The organism is Cellulomonas shaoxiangyii, assembly GCF_004798685.1.
Classification (GTDB): Bacteria; Actinomycetota; Actinomycetes; order Actinomycetales; family Cellulomonadaceae; genus Cellulomonas; species Cellulomonas shaoxiangyii.
Map to the genome: position 1 here is coordinate 1,030,677 of NZ_CP039291.1, position 16,909 is coordinate 1,047,585.

At 74.9% G+C, this 16,909-nt stretch carries 11 protein-coding genes; 6 read left to right on the forward strand and 5 right to left on the reverse strand.

Annotated features, from left to right (window positions below):
• Positions 1–46: 46 nt before the first annotated feature.
• Positions 47–829, forward strand: a complete 783-nt coding sequence (locus E5225_RS04775) for a DUF899 family protein (RefSeq protein ID WP_135973925.1) — start codon at positions 47–49, stop codon at positions 827–829.
• A gap of 98 nt (positions 830–927) precedes the next feature.
• Positions 928–2,541, forward strand: a complete 1,614-nt coding sequence (locus E5225_RS04780) for a succinic semialdehyde dehydrogenase (protein ID WP_135973926.1) — start codon at positions 928–930, stop codon at positions 2,539–2,541.
• A 138-nt stretch (positions 2,542–2,679) separates the two neighbouring features.
• Here the strand turns inward: E5225_RS04780 and E5225_RS04785 are convergent, their stop codons facing one another.
• The 3 genes from E5225_RS04785 to E5225_RS04795 form a co-directional block, all read right to left on the reverse strand.
• Positions 2,680–3,897: an acetate kinase gene (locus tag E5225_RS04785; RefSeq protein WP_135973927.1), complete on the reverse strand. Its 1,218-nt coding sequence runs from the start codon at positions 3,895–3,897 to the stop codon at positions 2,680–2,682.
• Positions 3,894–6,080 carry a phosphate acetyltransferase gene (pta, locus tag E5225_RS04790; protein WP_135973928.1) on the reverse strand — a complete coding sequence of 729 codons (2,187 nt, stop codon included), beginning with the start codon at positions 6,078–6,080 and terminating at the stop codon, positions 3,894–3,896. Before pta ends, E5225_RS04785 begins: the two co-directional genes overlap by 4 nt.
• Before the next feature lie 99 nt (positions 6,081–6,179).
• Complete coding sequence (locus tag E5225_RS04795; RefSeq protein WP_135973929.1) at positions 6,180–8,735, reverse strand: phosphoketolase family protein; 2,556 nt, start codon at positions 8,733–8,735, stop codon at positions 6,180–6,182.
• Between the two features lie 239 nt (positions 8,736–8,974).
• Here E5225_RS04795 and E5225_RS04800 point away from each other — a divergent pair, with 239 nt between their 5' ends.
• Positions 8,975–9,892 carry an SURF1 family protein gene (locus E5225_RS04800; RefSeq protein WP_243738284.1) on the forward strand — a complete coding sequence of 306 codons (918 nt, stop codon included), beginning with the start codon at positions 8,975–8,977 and terminating at the stop codon, positions 9,890–9,892.
• Positions 9,893–9,927: 35 nt separating this feature from the next.
• Here the strand turns inward: E5225_RS04800 and E5225_RS04805 are convergent, their stop codons facing one another.
• The gene (locus tag E5225_RS04805) at positions 9,928–11,688 is read right to left on the reverse strand and encodes an ABC transporter ATP-binding protein (RefSeq protein ID WP_135973930.1); all 1,761 of its coding nucleotides are present in this window, start codon (positions 11,686–11,688) and stop codon (positions 9,928–9,930) included.
• The gene (locus tag E5225_RS04810) at positions 11,685–13,538 is read right to left on the reverse strand and encodes an ABC transporter ATP-binding protein (RefSeq protein WP_135973931.1); all 1,854 of its coding nucleotides are present in this window, start codon (positions 13,536–13,538) and stop codon (positions 11,685–11,687) included. Before E5225_RS04810 ends, E5225_RS04805 begins: the two co-directional genes overlap by 4 nt.
• A gap of 142 nt (positions 13,539–13,680) precedes the next feature.
• On the opposite strand from E5225_RS04810, the gene guaA reads away from it, so the two are divergent.
• Genes guaA through E5225_RS04825 form a run of 3 tightly spaced genes read left to right on the forward strand, consistent with a single transcriptional unit; the run spans position 13,681 to position 16,894 of the window.
• Positions 13,681–15,267 carry a glutamine-hydrolyzing GMP synthase gene (guaA, locus tag E5225_RS04815; RefSeq protein WP_135973932.1) on the forward strand — a complete coding sequence of 529 codons (1,587 nt, stop codon included), beginning with the start codon at positions 13,681–13,683 and terminating at the stop codon, positions 15,265–15,267.
• Between the two features lie 38 nt (positions 15,268–15,305).
• Positions 15,306–15,722 carry a DUF3817 domain-containing protein gene (locus tag E5225_RS04820; RefSeq protein WP_243738285.1) on the forward strand — a complete coding sequence of 139 codons (417 nt, stop codon included), beginning with the start codon at positions 15,306–15,308 and terminating at the stop codon, positions 15,720–15,722.
• A 17-nt stretch (positions 15,723–15,739) separates the two neighbouring features.
• On the forward strand, positions 15,740–16,894 hold the full coding sequence (locus E5225_RS04825) for a glycosyltransferase family 4 protein (protein ID WP_135973933.1): 1,155 nt from the start codon (positions 15,740–15,742) through the stop codon (positions 16,892–16,894).
• Positions 16,895–16,909 lie beyond the last annotated feature (15 nt).

Genomic DNA, 16,909 nt, shown 5'->3' on the forward strand with positions numbered 1-16,909 from the left:
GGGTGGCGCACGCCGCCGTGCGCCCCGACACCCCCCGGAGGGCACCATGACCACCACGTCCGACGACCCCACGACCGTGCGGCCGGGCCGCCCGCCCGTCGTCGACCACGCCACGTGGCAGGCGGCGCGCGACGAGCTGCTGGTCCGCGAGAAGGCGCACACGCGCGCCGGTGACGCGCTCGCCGCGGCACGCCGTCGCCTGCCGATGGTCGAGATCGACGGCACGGTCGAGGTCGTCGGCCCGGCCGGCCCCGTCCCGTTCGCGGACCTGTTCGGCGGTCGGGACGAGCTGCTCGTCTACCAGCACATGTGGCACGACGGCGCGCCCCACCAGGGGCAGTGCGAGGGCTGCACCGTCTCCGCGTGGCACCTGCGGGACACGTCGTACCTGCACGCGCGCGGGGTCGCGTTCGCGGTCCTCACCGAGGGGCCGTGGGACGAGGTCGAGCCCTACGTCGCGTTCATGGGCTACACCCAGCCGTGGTACTCGGTGCGCGACGTCCCGCCGCCGGTCGGCGGCGCCATGGGCGCGTTCACCTGCTTCCTGCGCGACGGCGACCGCGTCTTCCTCACCTACTCCACGACGGGCCGCGGGGTGGAACCCGGGAGCCCGAGCTTCGCCCTGCTCGACCTGACGCCGTACGGCCGCGGCGAGGCGTGGGAGGACGTCCCGGACGGCTGGCCGCAGGGACGCGACGCGTGCTGGTACTGGCGCACCGACGCCGACGGCAACGCCACCTGGGGCGAGACCGGCCGTCCCGTGCCCCAGTGGACGCGGCCCGGTGCGACCCCGGTGACGAGCCTGGGGCGGCACGGCCATCACCACTGACGTCGGCGCCAGCGGCGGCGGACGTGCGCCGCCGCCGCGCGCCCGACCCCCACCGTGTCCCTTCCCGTCCCGCGCCGGCCTGCGCGTAGCCTGACGCGATGGCGCACGAGCATGCCGACCTGCACGACCCGGAGACCGACCCGCTCGCCACCTACGTCCTCGAACCTGACGACGTCCGGCCGCTCCTCGCGCGGGCCGTCGCCGGGCCGGGGCACGCGACCCACGCCGCACGGGCGCCGTTCACGGGCGCCCCGATCGCCGCCGTGCCGCTCGCGACGCCGGCCGACGTGCCCGCGGCGGCCCGGCGGGCGCGCGCCGCGCAGCGACTGTGGGCCGCCCGGCCGCTGCGCGAGCGCACCGCGCTGCTGCTGCGCGTGCACGACCTGCTGCTGGAGCGGCAGAGTGACGTCCTGGACCTGCTGCAGGTCGAGACCGGCAAGGCCCGCACGCACGCGTGGGAGGAGGTCGGCGACGTCGCGAACGCCGCCCGGTGGCACGCGCTGCGGGCGCCCCGTCTGCTCGCGCCGCGCCGTGTGCGCGGGCTCGTGCCGGGGTTCACGTCGGTGCGCGTGCACCGGCACCCGCACGGCGTCGTCGGCGTCGTCACGCCGTGGAACTACCCGCTGTCCCTCGGGCTCGGCGACGCGCTCACCGCGGTCGTCGCCGGCAACGCGGTGCTGCTGCGCGCCGACCCGCAGACCGCGCTCACGCTGCTGTGGGCGGCCGAGCTGCTCGCCGACGCGGGTGCGCCCGAGGACCTCGTGCAGGTGCTCGTCGGCGGTCCCGACGTCGGCATGGCCCTGCTCGAGCACGTCGACCACGCGGCGTTCACGGGGTCGACGGCCTCGGGGCGCGTGTTCGCCGCCCGTGCCGGCGAGCTGGGCGTGCCGGTGACCCTCGAGCTCGGCGGCAAGAACGCGATGTACGTCGCGGACGACGTCGACGTGGAGGCCGCCGCGGCGGCCGCCGTGCGCGCGTGCTTCGGGTCCGCCGGCCAGGTGTGCGCGGGCATCGAGCGGCTGTACGTGCACGAGGACGTCCGGGAGGCGTTCGTCGCCGCGTTCGTGCGGCGCACCGCCGCGCTGCGGCTCGGCGCCGGGCTGGACTACCGGTCCGACATGGGCTCGCTGGCGTCGGCCGAGCAGCTCGCGCGCGTCGTCGAGCACGTCGAGGACGCGGTCGGCCACGGCGCGCTCGTGCTGACGGGCGGCGCCCAGCGGCCCGACCTGGGCCCGTACTTCTACGAGCCCACCGTGCTCGTCGAGGTGCCGCGGGACGCGCGCGCCTTCGGCGAGGAGACGTTCGGGCCGGTCGTGGCGGTGCACCCGGTGGCGTCGGACGACGAGGCCGTGGCCGCCGTGAACGACTCCGCGTACGGCCTCGTCGCCGCCGTGTGGTCCGCCGACCTGCGCCGTGCGCGCTCGCTCGCGGCGCGTGTGCGGGCGGGTGCCGTCGTGGTCAACGAGACCCACCACACGCTGTGGGGGAGCGTCGGTGCGCCCATCGGCGGCGTCGGCGCGTCCGGGTACGGGCGCCGGCACGGGCGCGAGGGGCTGTGGGCGACGACGTGGGAGCAGGCGGTCGTGGTGCAGCGGGGCGTGCACGCCGGGCGCGGCCTGGGGATGGCGGAGCTGCACGGGCTCGGCACCGAGGTGTGGCCGCGCGTGCTCACCCGCGCGCTCGAGCTGCAGCGGGCGCTGCGCCTGCCGTGACGCGGGCCGCCGCCGTGTGCCCCGGAGGCGTCCGGCGGGCGAGCGTGCGGACCGGGCCCACGCTCGCCGGCGCCGGGTCGCCGGACGCGCCGCGCCCGACGCGGTCGACGTAGCCCCGCCGCACCGCTCGCTCCCCGCTCAGCCGCCGATGACCTCCATCGCCTGCCGTGCGATCGCCAGCTCCTCGTTCGTCGGCACGACGAGCACGGTGACCTTCGCGCCGTCGGGGGAGACGACCGTGGGCTCGCTCTTGCGGCCGGCGTTGCGCTCCGAGTCGACCTCGATGCCGAAGGCCTCCAGGCCCTCGACGACGCGCGCGCGCACGACGTCGTCGTTCTCGCCGACGCCCGCCGTGAACGTGAGCACGTCGAGGCGGCCGAGCACGGCGTGGTAGGCGCCGATGTACTTGCGCAGCCGGTGCAGGTACACGTCGAGCGCGAGCCGCGCCTGCGCGTCGCCGGACTCGACGAGGTCGTGCAGCGCGCGGAAGTCGTTCTCGCCGGACAGGCCCTTCACGCCCGAGCGCCGGTTCAGCAGCGTGTCGATCTCGTCGATGCTCATGCCCGCGTTGCGGTGCAGGTGGAACACCACGGCCGGGTCGATGTCGCCGGAGCGGGTGCCCATGACCAGGCCCTCGAGCGGTGTCATGCCCATCGACGTCTCGACGGCCACGCCGCCGCGCACGGCCGACGCCGAGGCGCCGTTGCCGAGGTGCAGCACGATCTGGTTGAGGTCCTCCAGGGGCCGCCCGAGGACGTCCGCCACCTGCCGCGACACGTACTGGTGCGATGTGCCGTGCGCGCCGTACCGGCGCACGCGGTAGCGCTGCGCCACCTCGGAGTCGATGGCGTACGTCGCGGCGGCCTCCGGCAGCGTCCGGAAGAACGCCGTGTCGAACACGGCGACGTGCGGGACGTCCGGCAGCAGCGCCTGCGCGACCCGGATGCCGGTGAGGTTCGGCGGGTTGTGCAGCGGCGCGAGCGGCGACAGCTCCTCGATCGTGCGCTGCACGTCCTCGGTGACCAGCACGGGCCCGTCGAACCGCGAGCCGCCCTGCACGACGCGGTGCCCCACCGCGACGACGTGCGCCGCCGCGAGGTCGGGGCCGACGCCGTCGAAGAGGTTGAGCACGAGGCGCAGCGCCTCGCCGTGGTCGTGCACCTGACGCTCGCGGCGGGTCGTCTCGCCGTGGGCCATGTGCTTGGCCGAGGCCTGCTCCTCACCGATCCGCTCGACGATGCCCGAGGCGATCGCCTCGCCGCCGACCGGGTCGACGAGCTGGTACTTCAGCGACGACGAGCCGCAGTTGAGGACGAGGACGGTGGCGCGGGGCGCGTCCCCGTGGGTGGCGGTCATCGTGCGGGAGCCTCCGGGGCGTGGGTCGTGCTGGGGTCGACGGACGGCGCGGCCGTCTCGGGCTCGGGTGTCTCGCGCGGCTCGGGCTGCGCGACCTCCCGCTCTCCCGCGCCGGCGGCGGGTGCCGACAGCGCCTGCGCCTGGATCGCCGTGATGGCGACGGTGTTGACGATGTCCTGCACGAGCGCGCCCCGTGAGAGGTCGTTGACCGGCTTGCGCAGGCCCTGCAGCACGGGGCCGATCGCGACGGCGCCCGCCGAGCGCTGCACGGCCTTGTACGTGTTGTTGCCCGTGTTGAGGTCGGGGAAGACGAACACGGTCGCGCGGCCCGCGACCGCGGAGTCCGGCATCTTCGTCTTCGCCACGGAGGCGTCGACCGCGGCGTCGTACTGGATCGGGCCCTCGACGGACAGGTCGGGCCGGCGCTCGCGGACGAGCGCCGTGGCGGTGCGGACCTTCTCGACGTCCGCACCCGTCCCGGACTCACCGGTCGAGTACGACAGCATCGCGATCCGCGGCTCGATGCCGAACTGCGCGGCCGTGCCGGCCGACGAGATCGCGATGTCCGCCAGCTGCTCGGCCGTCGGGTCCGGGATCACGGCGCAGTCGGCGTAGACCAGCACGCGGTCCTCGAGGCACATGAGGAAGGCGCTGGAGACGCTGTTCGTGCCGGGCGCGGTCTTGATGATCTCGAAGGACGGCTTGATGGTGTGCGCCGTCGTGTGGATCGCACCGGAGACCATCCCGTCGGCGTGCCCGAGCTGGACCATGAGGGTGCCGAAGTACGACACCGACGAGACGATCTCGCGCGCCCGCTCGATCGTCATGCCCTTGTGCTTGCGCAGCTCGGTGTAGGTCGCGGCGAACGACTCGAGCATCTCGCCGCTCTTGGGGTCGATCACCTGCGCCTCGTCGAGGTCCAGCCCGAGCTCCGTGGCGCGCGCCCGGATGGACGCCTCGTCCCCGAGGATCGTCAGGTCGGCGACCTGGCGCTGGAGCAGGGTGGACGCCGCGCGCAGGATGCGGTCGTCGCCGCCCTCCGGCAGGACGATGTGCTTGCGGTCGCCGCGCGCCCGGTCGAGCAGCTGGTACTCGAACATCAGGGGCGTCACGACCTCCGGCCGCGGCACGTCGAGGCCGGCCAGCAGCGCCCCGCCGTCCACGTGCCGCTCGAAGAGCGCCAGCGCGGTGTCGACCTTGCGCTGGGAGTCCCGCGTGACCCGGCCGCGGGCGCGCGAGGCGGCGCTCGCGGACCGGAAGGTGCCCAGCTGCGTGCGGATGAGGGGGAGCCGCGAGCCCAGCCCCTCGACGAGCCGCTGGATCGTCGGCGCCGGTGCGAGCCCGCCGTTGAGGATGATGCCGGCGAGCGACGGGAAGCCGTCGGCCTGGTGGGCCATGAGCAGCCCCAGCAGCACGTCGGCGCGGTCGCCGGGCGTGATCACCACGGCACCGTCCTGCAGCCGGTCGAGCAGGTGCTCGACCGACATGGCGCCGACGAGCACGTCCAGCACCTCGCGGCCCAGCAGCTCCTCGTCGCCGCCGGTGAGCTCGCCCTCGACCGCCTCCATGAGCTGGCGCAGCGTCGGCGCGTAGAGCACGGGCGACTCGGGCAGCGCCCACACCGGCGCGGTGCCGGCGAGGGCCTCCACCACGTCGTCCAGCGCACCGGGCGCGCAGCGGTTCGCCACGACCCCCACGACCTGCGCGTGGTTCGCGGCGATCTCCGTGCCGGCGACCTCGACGGCGTGCCGGACGTCCTCCGGCGTGCGGTTCGCGCTGTTCACCACGAGCACGACGGGCGCGCCCAGGTTCGCCGCGATGCGGGCGTTGTACGCGAGCTCGGTCGGGCCGGCCACGTCGGTGTAGTCGGTGCCGACGACGACGACCGCGTCGCAGCGGCGCTCCACGTCGTGGAAGCGCGCGACGATCCGCGACAGCGCGGCCTCCGGGTCGGCGATCACCTCGTCGTACGTGGCCCCCACGGCCTCGTCGTAGGCGATGTCGACCCCGTCGTGCGCGAGCAGGAGGTCGAGGACGTAGTCCCGCTCGTCCGTCGAGCGGGCGACGGGGCGGAACACCCCGACCCGCTGCACCGACCGCGTGAGCAGGTCGACGAGACCGAGTGCGACGACGGACTTGCCGGTGTCGCCCTCTGCGGACATGACGTACACGGTGCGGGCCACTGCGTGCTCTTCCTCCCCGAGGTCGCCCGTCGCTCCCCGGCGACGGGCGGGCGGTGGGTGCGGCGGCGGTCCGCCGCCGCACCGACCATCGACCGGCTGCTACTCGTTGTCCCCGCCGGTGTCCGTCGTCGACAGCCGGTCGGCCTGCGGACCGCCGACCTCCGTGCCGGTCTCGCCGGCGTCCGGCCACACCCAGTCGCGGACCTCCGGCACGTCCTCGCCGTGCTCACGCGTGTACTCACGGGCCGCGATGCGCGCGTCCACCATGCGCTGGCGCAGGCCGGCGTAGGAGGCGCGCAGCCAGTGCACGTGGTCGATCACGTCGATGACGAGGTGGTACCGGTCGAGGTCGTTGAGCATGACCATGTCGAACGGCGTGGTGGTGGTGCCCTCCTCCTTGTAGCCGCGCACGTGCAGGTTCTTGTGCCCGTTGCGGCGGTACGTCAGGCGGTGGATCAGCCACGGGTAGCCGTGGTACGCGAACACGATCGGGCGGTCGGCGGTGAAGATCGTGTCGAACTCGCGGTGCGCGAGCCCGTGCGGGTGCTCGGTCTCGTCCTGCAGCCGCATGAGGTCCACGACGTTGACCACGCGCACCTTGAGCTGCGGGAGCTCCCGCTTGAGGATGTCCGCCGCGGCGAGCACCTCGAGCGTCGGCACGTCACCGGCGGCGGCGAGCACGACGTCCGGCTCCTCGCCGGGCACCTCCGAGCCGGCCCACTCCCAGATGCCGAGCCCGCGCGTGCAGTGCGCGACGGCCTCGTCCATCGTCAGGAAGTTCGGCGCGGGCTGCTTGCCGGCGACGACGACGTTGACGTACTGCCGGCTGCGCAGGCAGTGGTCGTACGTCGACAGCAGCGTGTTCGCGTCCGGCGGCAGGTACACCCGCACGACCTCGGCCTTCTTGTTGACCACGTGGTCGATGAAGCCGGGGTCCTGGTGGCTGAAGCCGTTGTGGTCCTGGCGCCACACGTGGCTCGACAGCAGGTAGTTCAGGCTCGCCACCGGCCGGCGCCACGGGATGTCGTTGGTGACCTTCAGCCACTTCGCGTGCTGGTTCACCATCGAGTCGACGATGTGGATGAACGCCTCGTAGCTCGTGAACAGCCCGTGGCGCCCCGTGAGCAGGTAGCCCTCGAGCCAGCCCTGGCACTGGTGCTCCGAGAGCATCTCCATGACCCGGCCGACGCGCGCCAGGTGCTCGTCGACCTCGGGTCCCTCGAACCGCGCGTTCCACTGCTTGTCGGTGGCGTCGTACACGGCCTGCAGGCGGTTCGACGCCGTCTCGTCCGGGCCGAAGATCCGGAAGTTGTCGGGGTTGCGGCGGACGACCTCGGTGAGGAACTGGCCGAGCACGCGCGGCGCCTCGGCGAACGTCGCGCCCGGGCTCGGCACGTCCTGCGCGAAGTCGCGGAAGTCCGGCAGCCGCAGGTCGCGCAGCAGCAGACCGCCGTTGGTGTGCGGGTTCGCGCTCATGCGCAGGTCGCCCGACGGCGCGAGGGCGCGGATGTCGTCCTCGATCCGGCCGGTGGCGTCGAACAGCTCGGCCGGGCGGTAGGACTGCAGCCACTCCTCGAGCACCGCGAGGTGCTCCGGGGTGTCCCGCGCGCTCGCGAGCGGCACCTGGTGCGCGCGCCACGAGCCGGTCGTCTTCTTGCCGTCGATCCAGGCGGGTCCGGTCCACCCCTTCGGCGTCCGGAACACGATCATCGGCCACATCGGGCGCGACTCGTCGCCCTCGGCGGCCCGCTGCTTGATCGCCGCGATCCGGTCGAGCACCTCGTCGAGCAGCGCGGCGAAGCGCCCGTGGATGCTCAGGGCGTCCTCGTCGTCGAACCCCGCGACGAACACGAACGGCTCGTGGCCGTAGCCGACCATGAGGGCGTGCAGCTCCTCGTCGCCGATGCGCGCGAGGATCGTCGGGTTGGCGATCTTGTAGCCGTTCAGGTGCAGGATCGGCAGGACGACGCCGTCCTGGCGGGGGTTGACGAACTTGTTCGAGTGCCAGCTCGTGGCGAGCGGCCCGGTCTCCGCCTCACCGTCGCCGACGACCGCCGCGACCAGCAGGTGCGGGTTGTCGAACGCCGCGCCGTACGCGTGGCTGAGGGCGTAGCCGAGCTCGCCGCCCTCGTGGATCGACCCCGGGGTCTCCGGGGCGACGTGGCTGGGGATGCCGCCCGGGAACGAGAACTGCCGGAACAGCCGGCGCATGCCCTCCTCGTCCTCGGTGATGTCGGAGTAGACCTCCGAGTACGTGCCGTCGAGGTACGCGCTCGCCACGAGGCCGGGGCCGCCGTGGCCGGGGCCGGTGACGTAGATCGTCGACTGCTCGCGCTCCGCCACCGCGCGGTTGAGGTGCGCGTAGAGGAAGTTCAGGCCCGGGGTCGTGCCCCAGTGGCCGAGGAGCCGGGGCTTGACGTCGTCGCGGTCGAGCGGTCGCCGCAGCAGCGGGTTGTCGAGCAGGTAGATCTGACCCACCGACATGTAGTTGGCGGCGCGCCACCACTTGTCGATGCGCTGCAGGGTCGCGTCGTCGAGGCGGCCGGTGCCCGCGCGCCACGCGGTGCGCGCCTCGGCGGCGGCGAAGTCGCCGGCCGCTATGGGCGCGGGGCTCCCCGCGGTCTGCCGCGGGTCCCTGGCGATGCTCGTGGTCATGTCCCCTCCGATCTGGCGGATCGAGACGTCGACCCTGGTCACCCAGCCTTCCGTGAGCACCGGGTGAGGGGTGGGACGTCCGGCCCAGAGCTGCTGTGCTCCACGCCACATGCCATACAACCTCAGGTCAGGCGGGCCCGCAGCGCGGTCGGTCCCGGGCCGGTGGCGCCCGCGGCGGGGGCGGGCCTGGGGGCGGCTCGCGGGGGCGGACGGGGGCACGCGGCGGGTTACCGTGAGGTGTGCCCGATGCACCGACCTCCGTGTGGCGCGCCGCCGTGCGCCCGCGCATGCTCGGCCTGCTCGTGCTGCTGCTCGCGGCCGCCGCCGTGTGCGGCCGCCTCGGTGCGTGGCAGCTGGAGCGCGCCGAGGTCCGCGGCGGTGCGGCCGAGGAGCGGCGCGCCGTCGAGATCGCCGAGTCCCGGCCGGTGCCGCTCGAGGACGTGCTCGTCCCGGGTGCCTCCGTGACGGGCGAGATGGTGGCCCGCAAGGTCGTCGTCACGGGGACGTGGGAGGCCGCCGGCACGCTCCTCGTCGACGGCCGCGCCCACGACGGCGTCACGGAGGGCGCCCTGGTCCTCACGCCGCTGCGCGTGGACGGGGCGGGCGCAGCGGCGGAGGGCGCGGCGGACGCCGGCGCTCTCCTGCCGGTCGTGCGCGGCTGGACGCCCGGCACGACCACGACGGTGCCGGACCCGCCCACCGGGACCGTGACGGTCGTCGGGTGGCTGCAGGGCGGCGAGGAGGCCGGCGCCCCGGTCGTCGACGGGCGCACCGACGCCATCAGCCCCGCCCAGCTCGCGTCCGTCTGGGGCTCCCCGGTCTACACCGGGTACCTCGTCGTGCAGTCGGTGGAGCCCGGCGACCCCGCCGACCTCGAGCTGCTGGACCCGCCGACGCGCTCGGGGACCGGGCTCAACGTGCAGAACCTCGCCTACGCCGCGCAGTGGTGGATCTTCGGCCTGTTCGCCGTCGGGCTGTGGTGGCGCCTCGTCCGGGACGAGGCCGCGGGCCGGCCGCCGATCCCGGGGGAGGGCGACGGCGACGGCCCGCCGCCGTCGGACGAGGGCGGGCCGCACCCCGCCGGACCGGACCCCGGCACGGCCGCGCAGCGCGACGTGGCGGGCGACGCCGCCCCGGTCACGACTACCACGCGCTGAGCGGGCGCCCCGTCACGCCGGCGGGCGCCCGCCCGTCATGCCGGCTCGGCGGACTCGTGCTGCCACGAGTGCCACAGCGCGGCGTACTCGCCGCCCGCGGCCACGAGCTCGTCGTGCGGGCCGATCTCGCTGATGCGCCCGCTGTCGACGACGGCGACCCGGTCGGCGTCGTGCGCGGTGTGCAGCCGGTGGGCGATCGCGACGACCGTCCGGCCCGCGAGCACGGCGGACAGCGACCGCTCCAGGTGCCGTGCCGCACGCGGGTCCATCAGCGACGTCGCCTCGTCCAGCACCAGCGTGTGCGGGTCGAGCAGCACCAGCCGCGCGAGCGCGACCTGCTGCGCCTGCGCCGGCGTGAGCGGCGTGCCGCCGGAGCCGACCTCGGTCGCGAGCCCCGCGGGCAGCGCCTGCACCCAGCCCCACGCGTCGACGGCGCGCAGCGCGTGCTCGAGCTCGGCGTCGTCCGCGCCGACCCGCGCGAGCCGCAGGTTGTCCGCGAGCGTCCCGACGAAGACGTGGTGCTCCTGCGTGACGAGCGCGACGTGCCCGCGCAGGTCGTCGAGCGGCAGGTCGACCAGCGGCACGCCGCCGACCGTCGCGGTGCCGCCCGTGGGCGGGTGGATGCCGGCGATCATGCGGCCGAGCGTCGACTTGCCGGCGCCGGACGGCCCGACGATCGCGAGCCGCTCGCCGGGCGCGAGGTCGAGGTCGATGCCGTGCAGGACGTCGTGGCCCTCGCGGTAGGCGTAGCGCAGCCCACGCGTCGCGATCCGCTCGTCGGTCGGTGCGGCGCCGGTCGCCTCGCGGTCGGGTGCGACGAGCTGCACGCCGACGATGCGCGCGAGCGCGGTGGCGGCCACCTGGATCTCGTCGACCCAGAAGATGAGCTCCCACACCGGCCCCGACATCTGGTACGCGTACAGCACGATCGTGGTGACCACCCCGAGGGTGACGCGCCCGTCCGCGGCGAGCCAGCCGCCCCACAGCAGCACCGCGACGGGGGCGAGCACGAACGCCAGGTCGATCGACGGGAACAGGACGGTGCGCAGCCGGAGCGTCACCTTCTCGGCCGCGAACGCGTCGGCCAGGTCGGCGTCGATGCGCCCCATCCGCCGGCCGGCCAGGCCCAGGGCGTCGACCGTGCGGGCGCCCTCGACCGTCTCCGTGATCGTGCCGTTGAGTACCGCGTACGTCGCGGCCTCGCGCACGTACGCGGGTGTCGCCCGCCGCAGGTACCACCGCACGGTCACCACCATCGTCGGCACGCCGACGAACAGCGCGACCGAGACCAGCGGCGACAGGAGCACGGACGCCGTCACGGTCAGCGCGATCGTGACGACCGCGACGATCACCCGCGGCACGCCGAACCGCACGGCGTGCTGCAGCTTGTTGACGTCGTTGGTCGTGCGCGCGACGAGGTCGCCCGTGCCCGCGCGCTCGACGGTGGACAGCGGCAGGGCCGTCACGGTCTCGACGAACTCCTCGCGCAGCTGCGCGAAGACCTCCTCGCCGAACAGCATCGACGCGCGCTGCGCGTACCGGATGAGCCCGGTCTGCAGCAGCACCGCGACGACGCCGATCGCGACGAGCGTGTCCACGTACCGCGCGGTCGTGCCGGTGGTGACGGCGTCGACCAGGCGGCCGAGGAGCAACGGGCCGGCGAGGCCGGCGATCGCCGCGAGCGTGTGCAGCACCGCGATGCGTCCCAGCGGGCGGCGGTTGCGGCGCAGGAGGGCGCCCGCGTACCGCCGCACCCTGCCGGAGTCGGCGACGGGCAGCGTCGTGGCCGTGGTCATGCCTCACCCCTACCGTTCTGGTCGCCGTGGGCGCCGGGCGTCGCGAGCACGGGCGCCGGCAACGTGCCCGCACCCGGGTCAGCCTCGTCGAACGCCTGCTCGACGCTCGTGTCCTCGTCCATCCGCCGTCCCACGACGCGGCGGTACTCCGCCGCGACGCCCGGGCCGGCGGCGCCGTCGAGCAGCCCGGCGTGCGTGCCGCGCGCGACGAGGACGCCGTCGCGCACGAGCTGCACCTCGTCGACGTGGTCGAGCACGAGCGGGCTCGCGGTGACGACGAGGGTCGTGCGGCCGCGCCGCGCGTCGGCGAGCCGGGCCGCGATCCGCGCCTCGGTGTGCGCGTCCACCGCGCTGGTCGGCTCCACGAGCACGAGCACCTCGGCCTCGGTGAGCAGGGCGCGCGCGAGCGCGACCCGCTGGCGCTGGCCGCCGGACAGCGACCGCCCCTTCTCGGGCAGCTCGCCGTCGATCCCGTCGGGCACCGAGTCGAGCACGTCCTGCGCGTCGGCGAGCGCGACCGCGTGCAGCAGGTCGTCCCGGGTGGCGGCGCCGCGCACGTCGAGCTCGTGCGCGAGCGGGCCGGAGAACAGGTGCGGCATGGCCTCAGCGACCACGACCCGGTCCCGCACGGCCTCCTTCGGCAGGTCGGCGAGGAGGACGCCCCCGAGGCGCACCGGCGTGGCCGCCTCCGCCTCGTCGTCGAACCGGCCCAGGCGCGTGGCGATGGCCGCCGACTCGTCGGGCTCCGCGCTGACGAGCGCCACGACGCGCCCCGTCTCGAGCGTCACGCCGCTGACCTCGTCGACGAGGGTCGAGCCCGGCGGCGGCGGCGTCGCCGTCCCCGCGCGTGCACCCGTCGCCGGCACGACCTGCAATACCGCGAGCACCTTGCGGGACGCGACGACCGCGCGCGTGGTCGCCTGGAGCATCATCGTGGCGTTCTGGACGGGCCACGCCAGGAACGCGGCGTAGCCGTACGTCGTGACGAGCTGACCGGGCGTGATCGTGCCCTCGAGCGCCATGTGGGCGCCGACCCAGAGCAGCGCCACGACGAAGAGCCCCGGCAGCAGCACCTGCAGGGCGTCCAGCCACGACTGCGTGACCGCGACCTCCTCACCGCGGCGGCGCACCCGCTGCGACTGCTCGCGGTAGCGCCCGGTGAACACCTGCTCGCCGCCGATCCCGCGCAGGATCCGCAGTCCGGAGACCGTGTCCGCGCCCAGCGTCGTCAGCCGCCCCGACGCCTCGCGCTGCGCCGCCTGGCGCCGCTGCAGGGGCTTGACGAGCAGGCCCAGCACGGCGGCGACGGTCGGGAGCCCGACGAGCACGATGACGCCGAGCGGCACGGACACCCGCAGCATCAGCACGGCGACCGCCCCGTAGGCCACGAGCGAGCCGACGAACCGCGCGAGCGTGGCGTACACCTCGCCGACGCGCAGCGCGTCGTTCGCGACGGCGGAGACGACCTCACCGGTCGGCAGCTCGGCCGTGATGGCGGCACCCGAGCGCGCGGCCGTGCGGCCGACGAGCTGCGACGTCGTGAACGCGGCCCGCAGCCAGTTCTGCACGTCGTACCGGTGCCCGAGGGCGCCCGCCGCCGCGCTGACCAGGCCGAGGACGAGCACCAGGCCGGTCGCGCGCAGCAGCCCGGGGCCGAAGCCGTTGGCCAGGCCGTCGTCGATCGCCTGGCCCGTCAGGTAGGGCAGGAACGCCTGGCAGGCGAACAGCACGACGCCGCACAGCACGGCGGCGAGCAGGATGCCGCCCTGTCGGCGGGCCACCCACCACAGGTACGTGACGGGGCCGCGCAGGGGCGGGGTGCCGGGGTCGGCGAGGGGCAGGGAGCGCACCGGCCTCACGTTACGTGTGCGGACCGACACACGCGGAAGCCCTTTTCCGTGGCGCACGCCACGTCGGCAAGGTGGGCCGGGTGCGGGTCACCCGTCCGGGCCGGTGCGGGAACGGTCGCGCACCGCAACTAGGCTGTCCTGCGTGTCGCAGCCACCCGAGCCCGCCACCGCCCACCGCCCCGTCCTGGTCGTCGACTTCGGCGCGCAGTACGCGCAGCTGATCGCCCGGCGGGTCCGCGAGGCCAACGTGTACTCCGAGATCGTGCCGCACACGGCGTCCGTCGAGGACCTCCTCGCCAAGGACCCGGCGGCGATCATCCTGTCCGGCGGCCCGTCGTCCGTGTACGCCACCGGTGCGCCCTTCGTGGGTCCCGAGCTGTTCGAGGCCGGCGTGCCGGTGCTCGGCATCTGCTACGGCTTCCAGGCGATGGCCCAGGCGCTCGGCGGGACGGTCGCGCAGACCGGTCAGCGGGAGTACGGCGGCACCGCCGTCGAGGTGACCGAGGCGGGCACGGTGCTGGACGGCAGCCCGGAGCAGCAGACGGTCTGGATGAGCCACGGCGACGCGGTCCACGCGGCCCCGCCCGGGTTCGAGGTCCTCGCGACCTCCGCAGGCAGCCCCGTCGCGGCGTTCGAGGACCCGGAGCGGCGCCTGTACGGCGTGCAGTGGCACCCGGAGGTCAAGCACTCGCCGCTCGGCCAGAAGGCGCTCGAGAACTTCCTGTACCGCGGCGCGGGCCTGACGCCCGACTGGAACGCGGGCAACGTCGTCGCCGAGCAGGTCGAGCGCATCCGCGCGCAGGTCGGCGACGCGCGCGTCATCTGCGGCCTGTCGGGCGGCGTGGACTCGTCCGTCGCGGCGGCGCTCGTGCAGCGCGCGGTGGGGGACCAGCTCACGTGCGTCTTCGTGGACCACGGGCTGCTGCGCGCCGGCGAGGCCGAGCAGGTCGAGCAGGACTTCGTCGCCGCCACCGGCGTGCAGCTCAAGGTCGTCGACGCGCGCGAGCGCTTCCTGCACGCGCTGCACGGCGTGAGCGACCCGGAGACGAAGCGCAAGATCATCGGCCGCGAGTTCATCCGCGTGTTCGAGGACGCCGCCCGCGAGGTCGTCGAGGACGCCGGCGCGCACGGCGAGACCGTGCGGTTCCTCGTCCAGGGCACCCTCTACCCGGACGTCGTCGAGTCCGGCGGCGGCGAGGGCGCGGCGAACATCAAGTCGCACCACAACGTCGGCGGCCTGCCCGACGACCTGCAGTTCGAGCTCGTCGAGCCGCTGCGCACCCTGTTCAAGGACGAGGTACGGGCGGTCGGCCTCGAGCTCGGTGTGCCCGAGGGCATCGTGTGGCGCCAGCCGTTCCCGGGCCCCGGCCTCGGCATCCGCATCGTCGGCGCGGTGACCGCCGAGCGCCTCGAGACGCTGCGCGCCGCGGACGCGATCGCCCGCGAGGAGCTCACGCGCGCCGGCCTCGACCGGGAGATCTGGCAGTGCCCGGTCGTGCTGCTCGCGGACGTGCGCTCGGTCGGCGTGCAGGGCGACGGCCGCACGTACGGGCACCCGATCGTGCTGCGGCCGGTGTCGTCGGAGGACGCGATGACCGCCGACTGGACCCGCCTGCCGTACGACGTCCTGCAGGTCATCTCGACCCGCATCACCAACGAGGTGCCCGAGGTCAACCGGGTCGTCCTCGACGTCACGAGCAAGCCGCCGGGCACCATCGAGTGGGAGTGAGCCCCCACGACGAGCAGACGCACCGACGAGAGGACGACGTGACCACGCAGCCCGACCCCGCACCCGCCACCACCGACCCCCGTGCGGGCACCACCGCCGCCTGGGTCCGTAAGGCCGGCGGGTCGTTGACGCGCTACCGGGTGATGGCGTGGGTGACCGGCGTGATGCTCCTCGTGCTGTGCGTGGAGATGGTCCTCAAGTACGTCGTCCACGCCCCCGAGTCCGTCATGGGTGCGATCGGGTGGGTCCCCTTCGCGCACGGGTGGATCTACGTCGTGTACCTCGTGACGGTGTTCGACCTGTGGTCGACGCTGCGCTGGCGGCTCGGGCGCCTGGTGACGATGGCGCTCGCGGGCGTCGTCCCCCTGATGTCGTTCGTGCTCGAGCGCCGCGTGCACGCGCAGGCGCAGGCACGGATCGACGCGGCCGCGGCGACGCGTCCGTCCGCCGCGTGACCCGGGCGGCCTGACGCGTGCGGGTCGTCCACGTCTCCGACTGCTTCGCGCCGCGCACCGGCGGGATCGAGACGCAGGTCGGCGACCTGGCGCGGCACCAGGTGGCCGCCGGGCACAAGGTGCACGTCCTGACCGCGACCCTCGGCGCGGGCGGGGAGCGCGGCGGCGTCGTGGACGTCGAGGACGGCGTGCACGTGCACCGGCTGGGTGCGCGCCTGCCGTTCGACCTGCCGGTGAACCCCGTCGCCGGCCCCCGGCTGATCCGTGCGGCGCTCGCGGCGGTCCGGCCCGACGCCGTGCACGTGCACGCGGGCGTGCTCTCACCCTTCGCGTTCGACGGCGCCCGGGTCGCGACCGCGGCGGGCCTGCCGACGGCGATCACGTGGCACTGCATGCTCGACGGCGTCACGGGCCCCGGCGCCGCGGTGGTCCGCCGCACGCGCTGGGCGCAGCCGCGTGCCGCCCTGAGCGCCGTGAGCACCGCCGCGGCCGAGCGCGTGCGGACGCTGTTCGACGGTGCCGAGGTGGCGGTCGTGCCCAACGGCATCGACGTCGACCTGTGGGCGCCCGGTGCGACGAACCCCGTCCGCGACGACGCGCTGCGCGGTCCGGTGCGCCTCGTCGCCACCATGCGGCTGGCGCCGCGCAAGCGCGCCGTCCCCCTCGTCGAGGTCGTCGCCGCCGCCGCGCGCAGGCTCCCGGCCGGCGCCCTGCACCTGACGCTGATCGGCGACGGTCCCGCGCGTGAGGCCGTCCGCGCCCGCGTGGCCGCGCTGGGCCTCGACGACGTCGTCGAGCTGCGCGGCCGGCTGCCGCGCGAGGAGGTCCGCGCCGCCTACGCCGACGCCGACGTGTTCCTCGCACCGGCCCGGCTCGAGGCCTTCGGGATCGCGGCCCTCGAGGCCCGCACCGCCGGACTCGTCGTCCTCGCGCACCGTGGGACGGGCGTGGCCGAGTTCGTCGCCGACGGCCGGGACGGGTTCCTCGTCGCCGACGACGCCGAGATGGCGCGGGCGGTGGCGCTCCTGGCCGAGGACCGACCGCTCCTCGCGAGCCTGCGCCGGCACACCCGCAGCGTGCGGCCGGCGTTCGCCTGGGACCACGTCCTGGCGGCCGCGGAGGCCGAGTACGTGCGTGCCGCGACCCGTGCCCGCGGCGCGGTCGGGCCGTAGGTCCTGCGCGCGTCG

Bases quoted from the DNA above. Each gene is read 5' to 3' on its own strand.
- E5225_RS04795 (WP_135973929.1), bottom strand. From the start codon at position 8,735: ATGACCACGAGCATCGCCAGGGACCCGCGGCAGACCGCGGGGAGCCCC.
- E5225_RS04780 (WP_135973926.1), top strand. From the start codon at position 928: ATGGCGCACGAGCATGCCGACCTGCACGACCCGGAGACCGACCCGCTC.
- E5225_RS04805 (WP_135973930.1), bottom strand. From the start codon at position 11,688: ATGACCACGGCCACGACGCTGCCCGTCGCCGACTCCGGCAGGGTGCGG.
- E5225_RS04785 (WP_135973927.1), bottom strand. From the start codon at position 3,897: ATGACCGCCACCCACGGGGACGCGCCCCGCGCCACCGTCCTCGTCCTC.
- E5225_RS04775 (WP_135973925.1), top strand. From the start codon at position 47: ATGACCACCACGTCCGACGACCCCACGACCGTGCGGCCGGGCCGCCCG.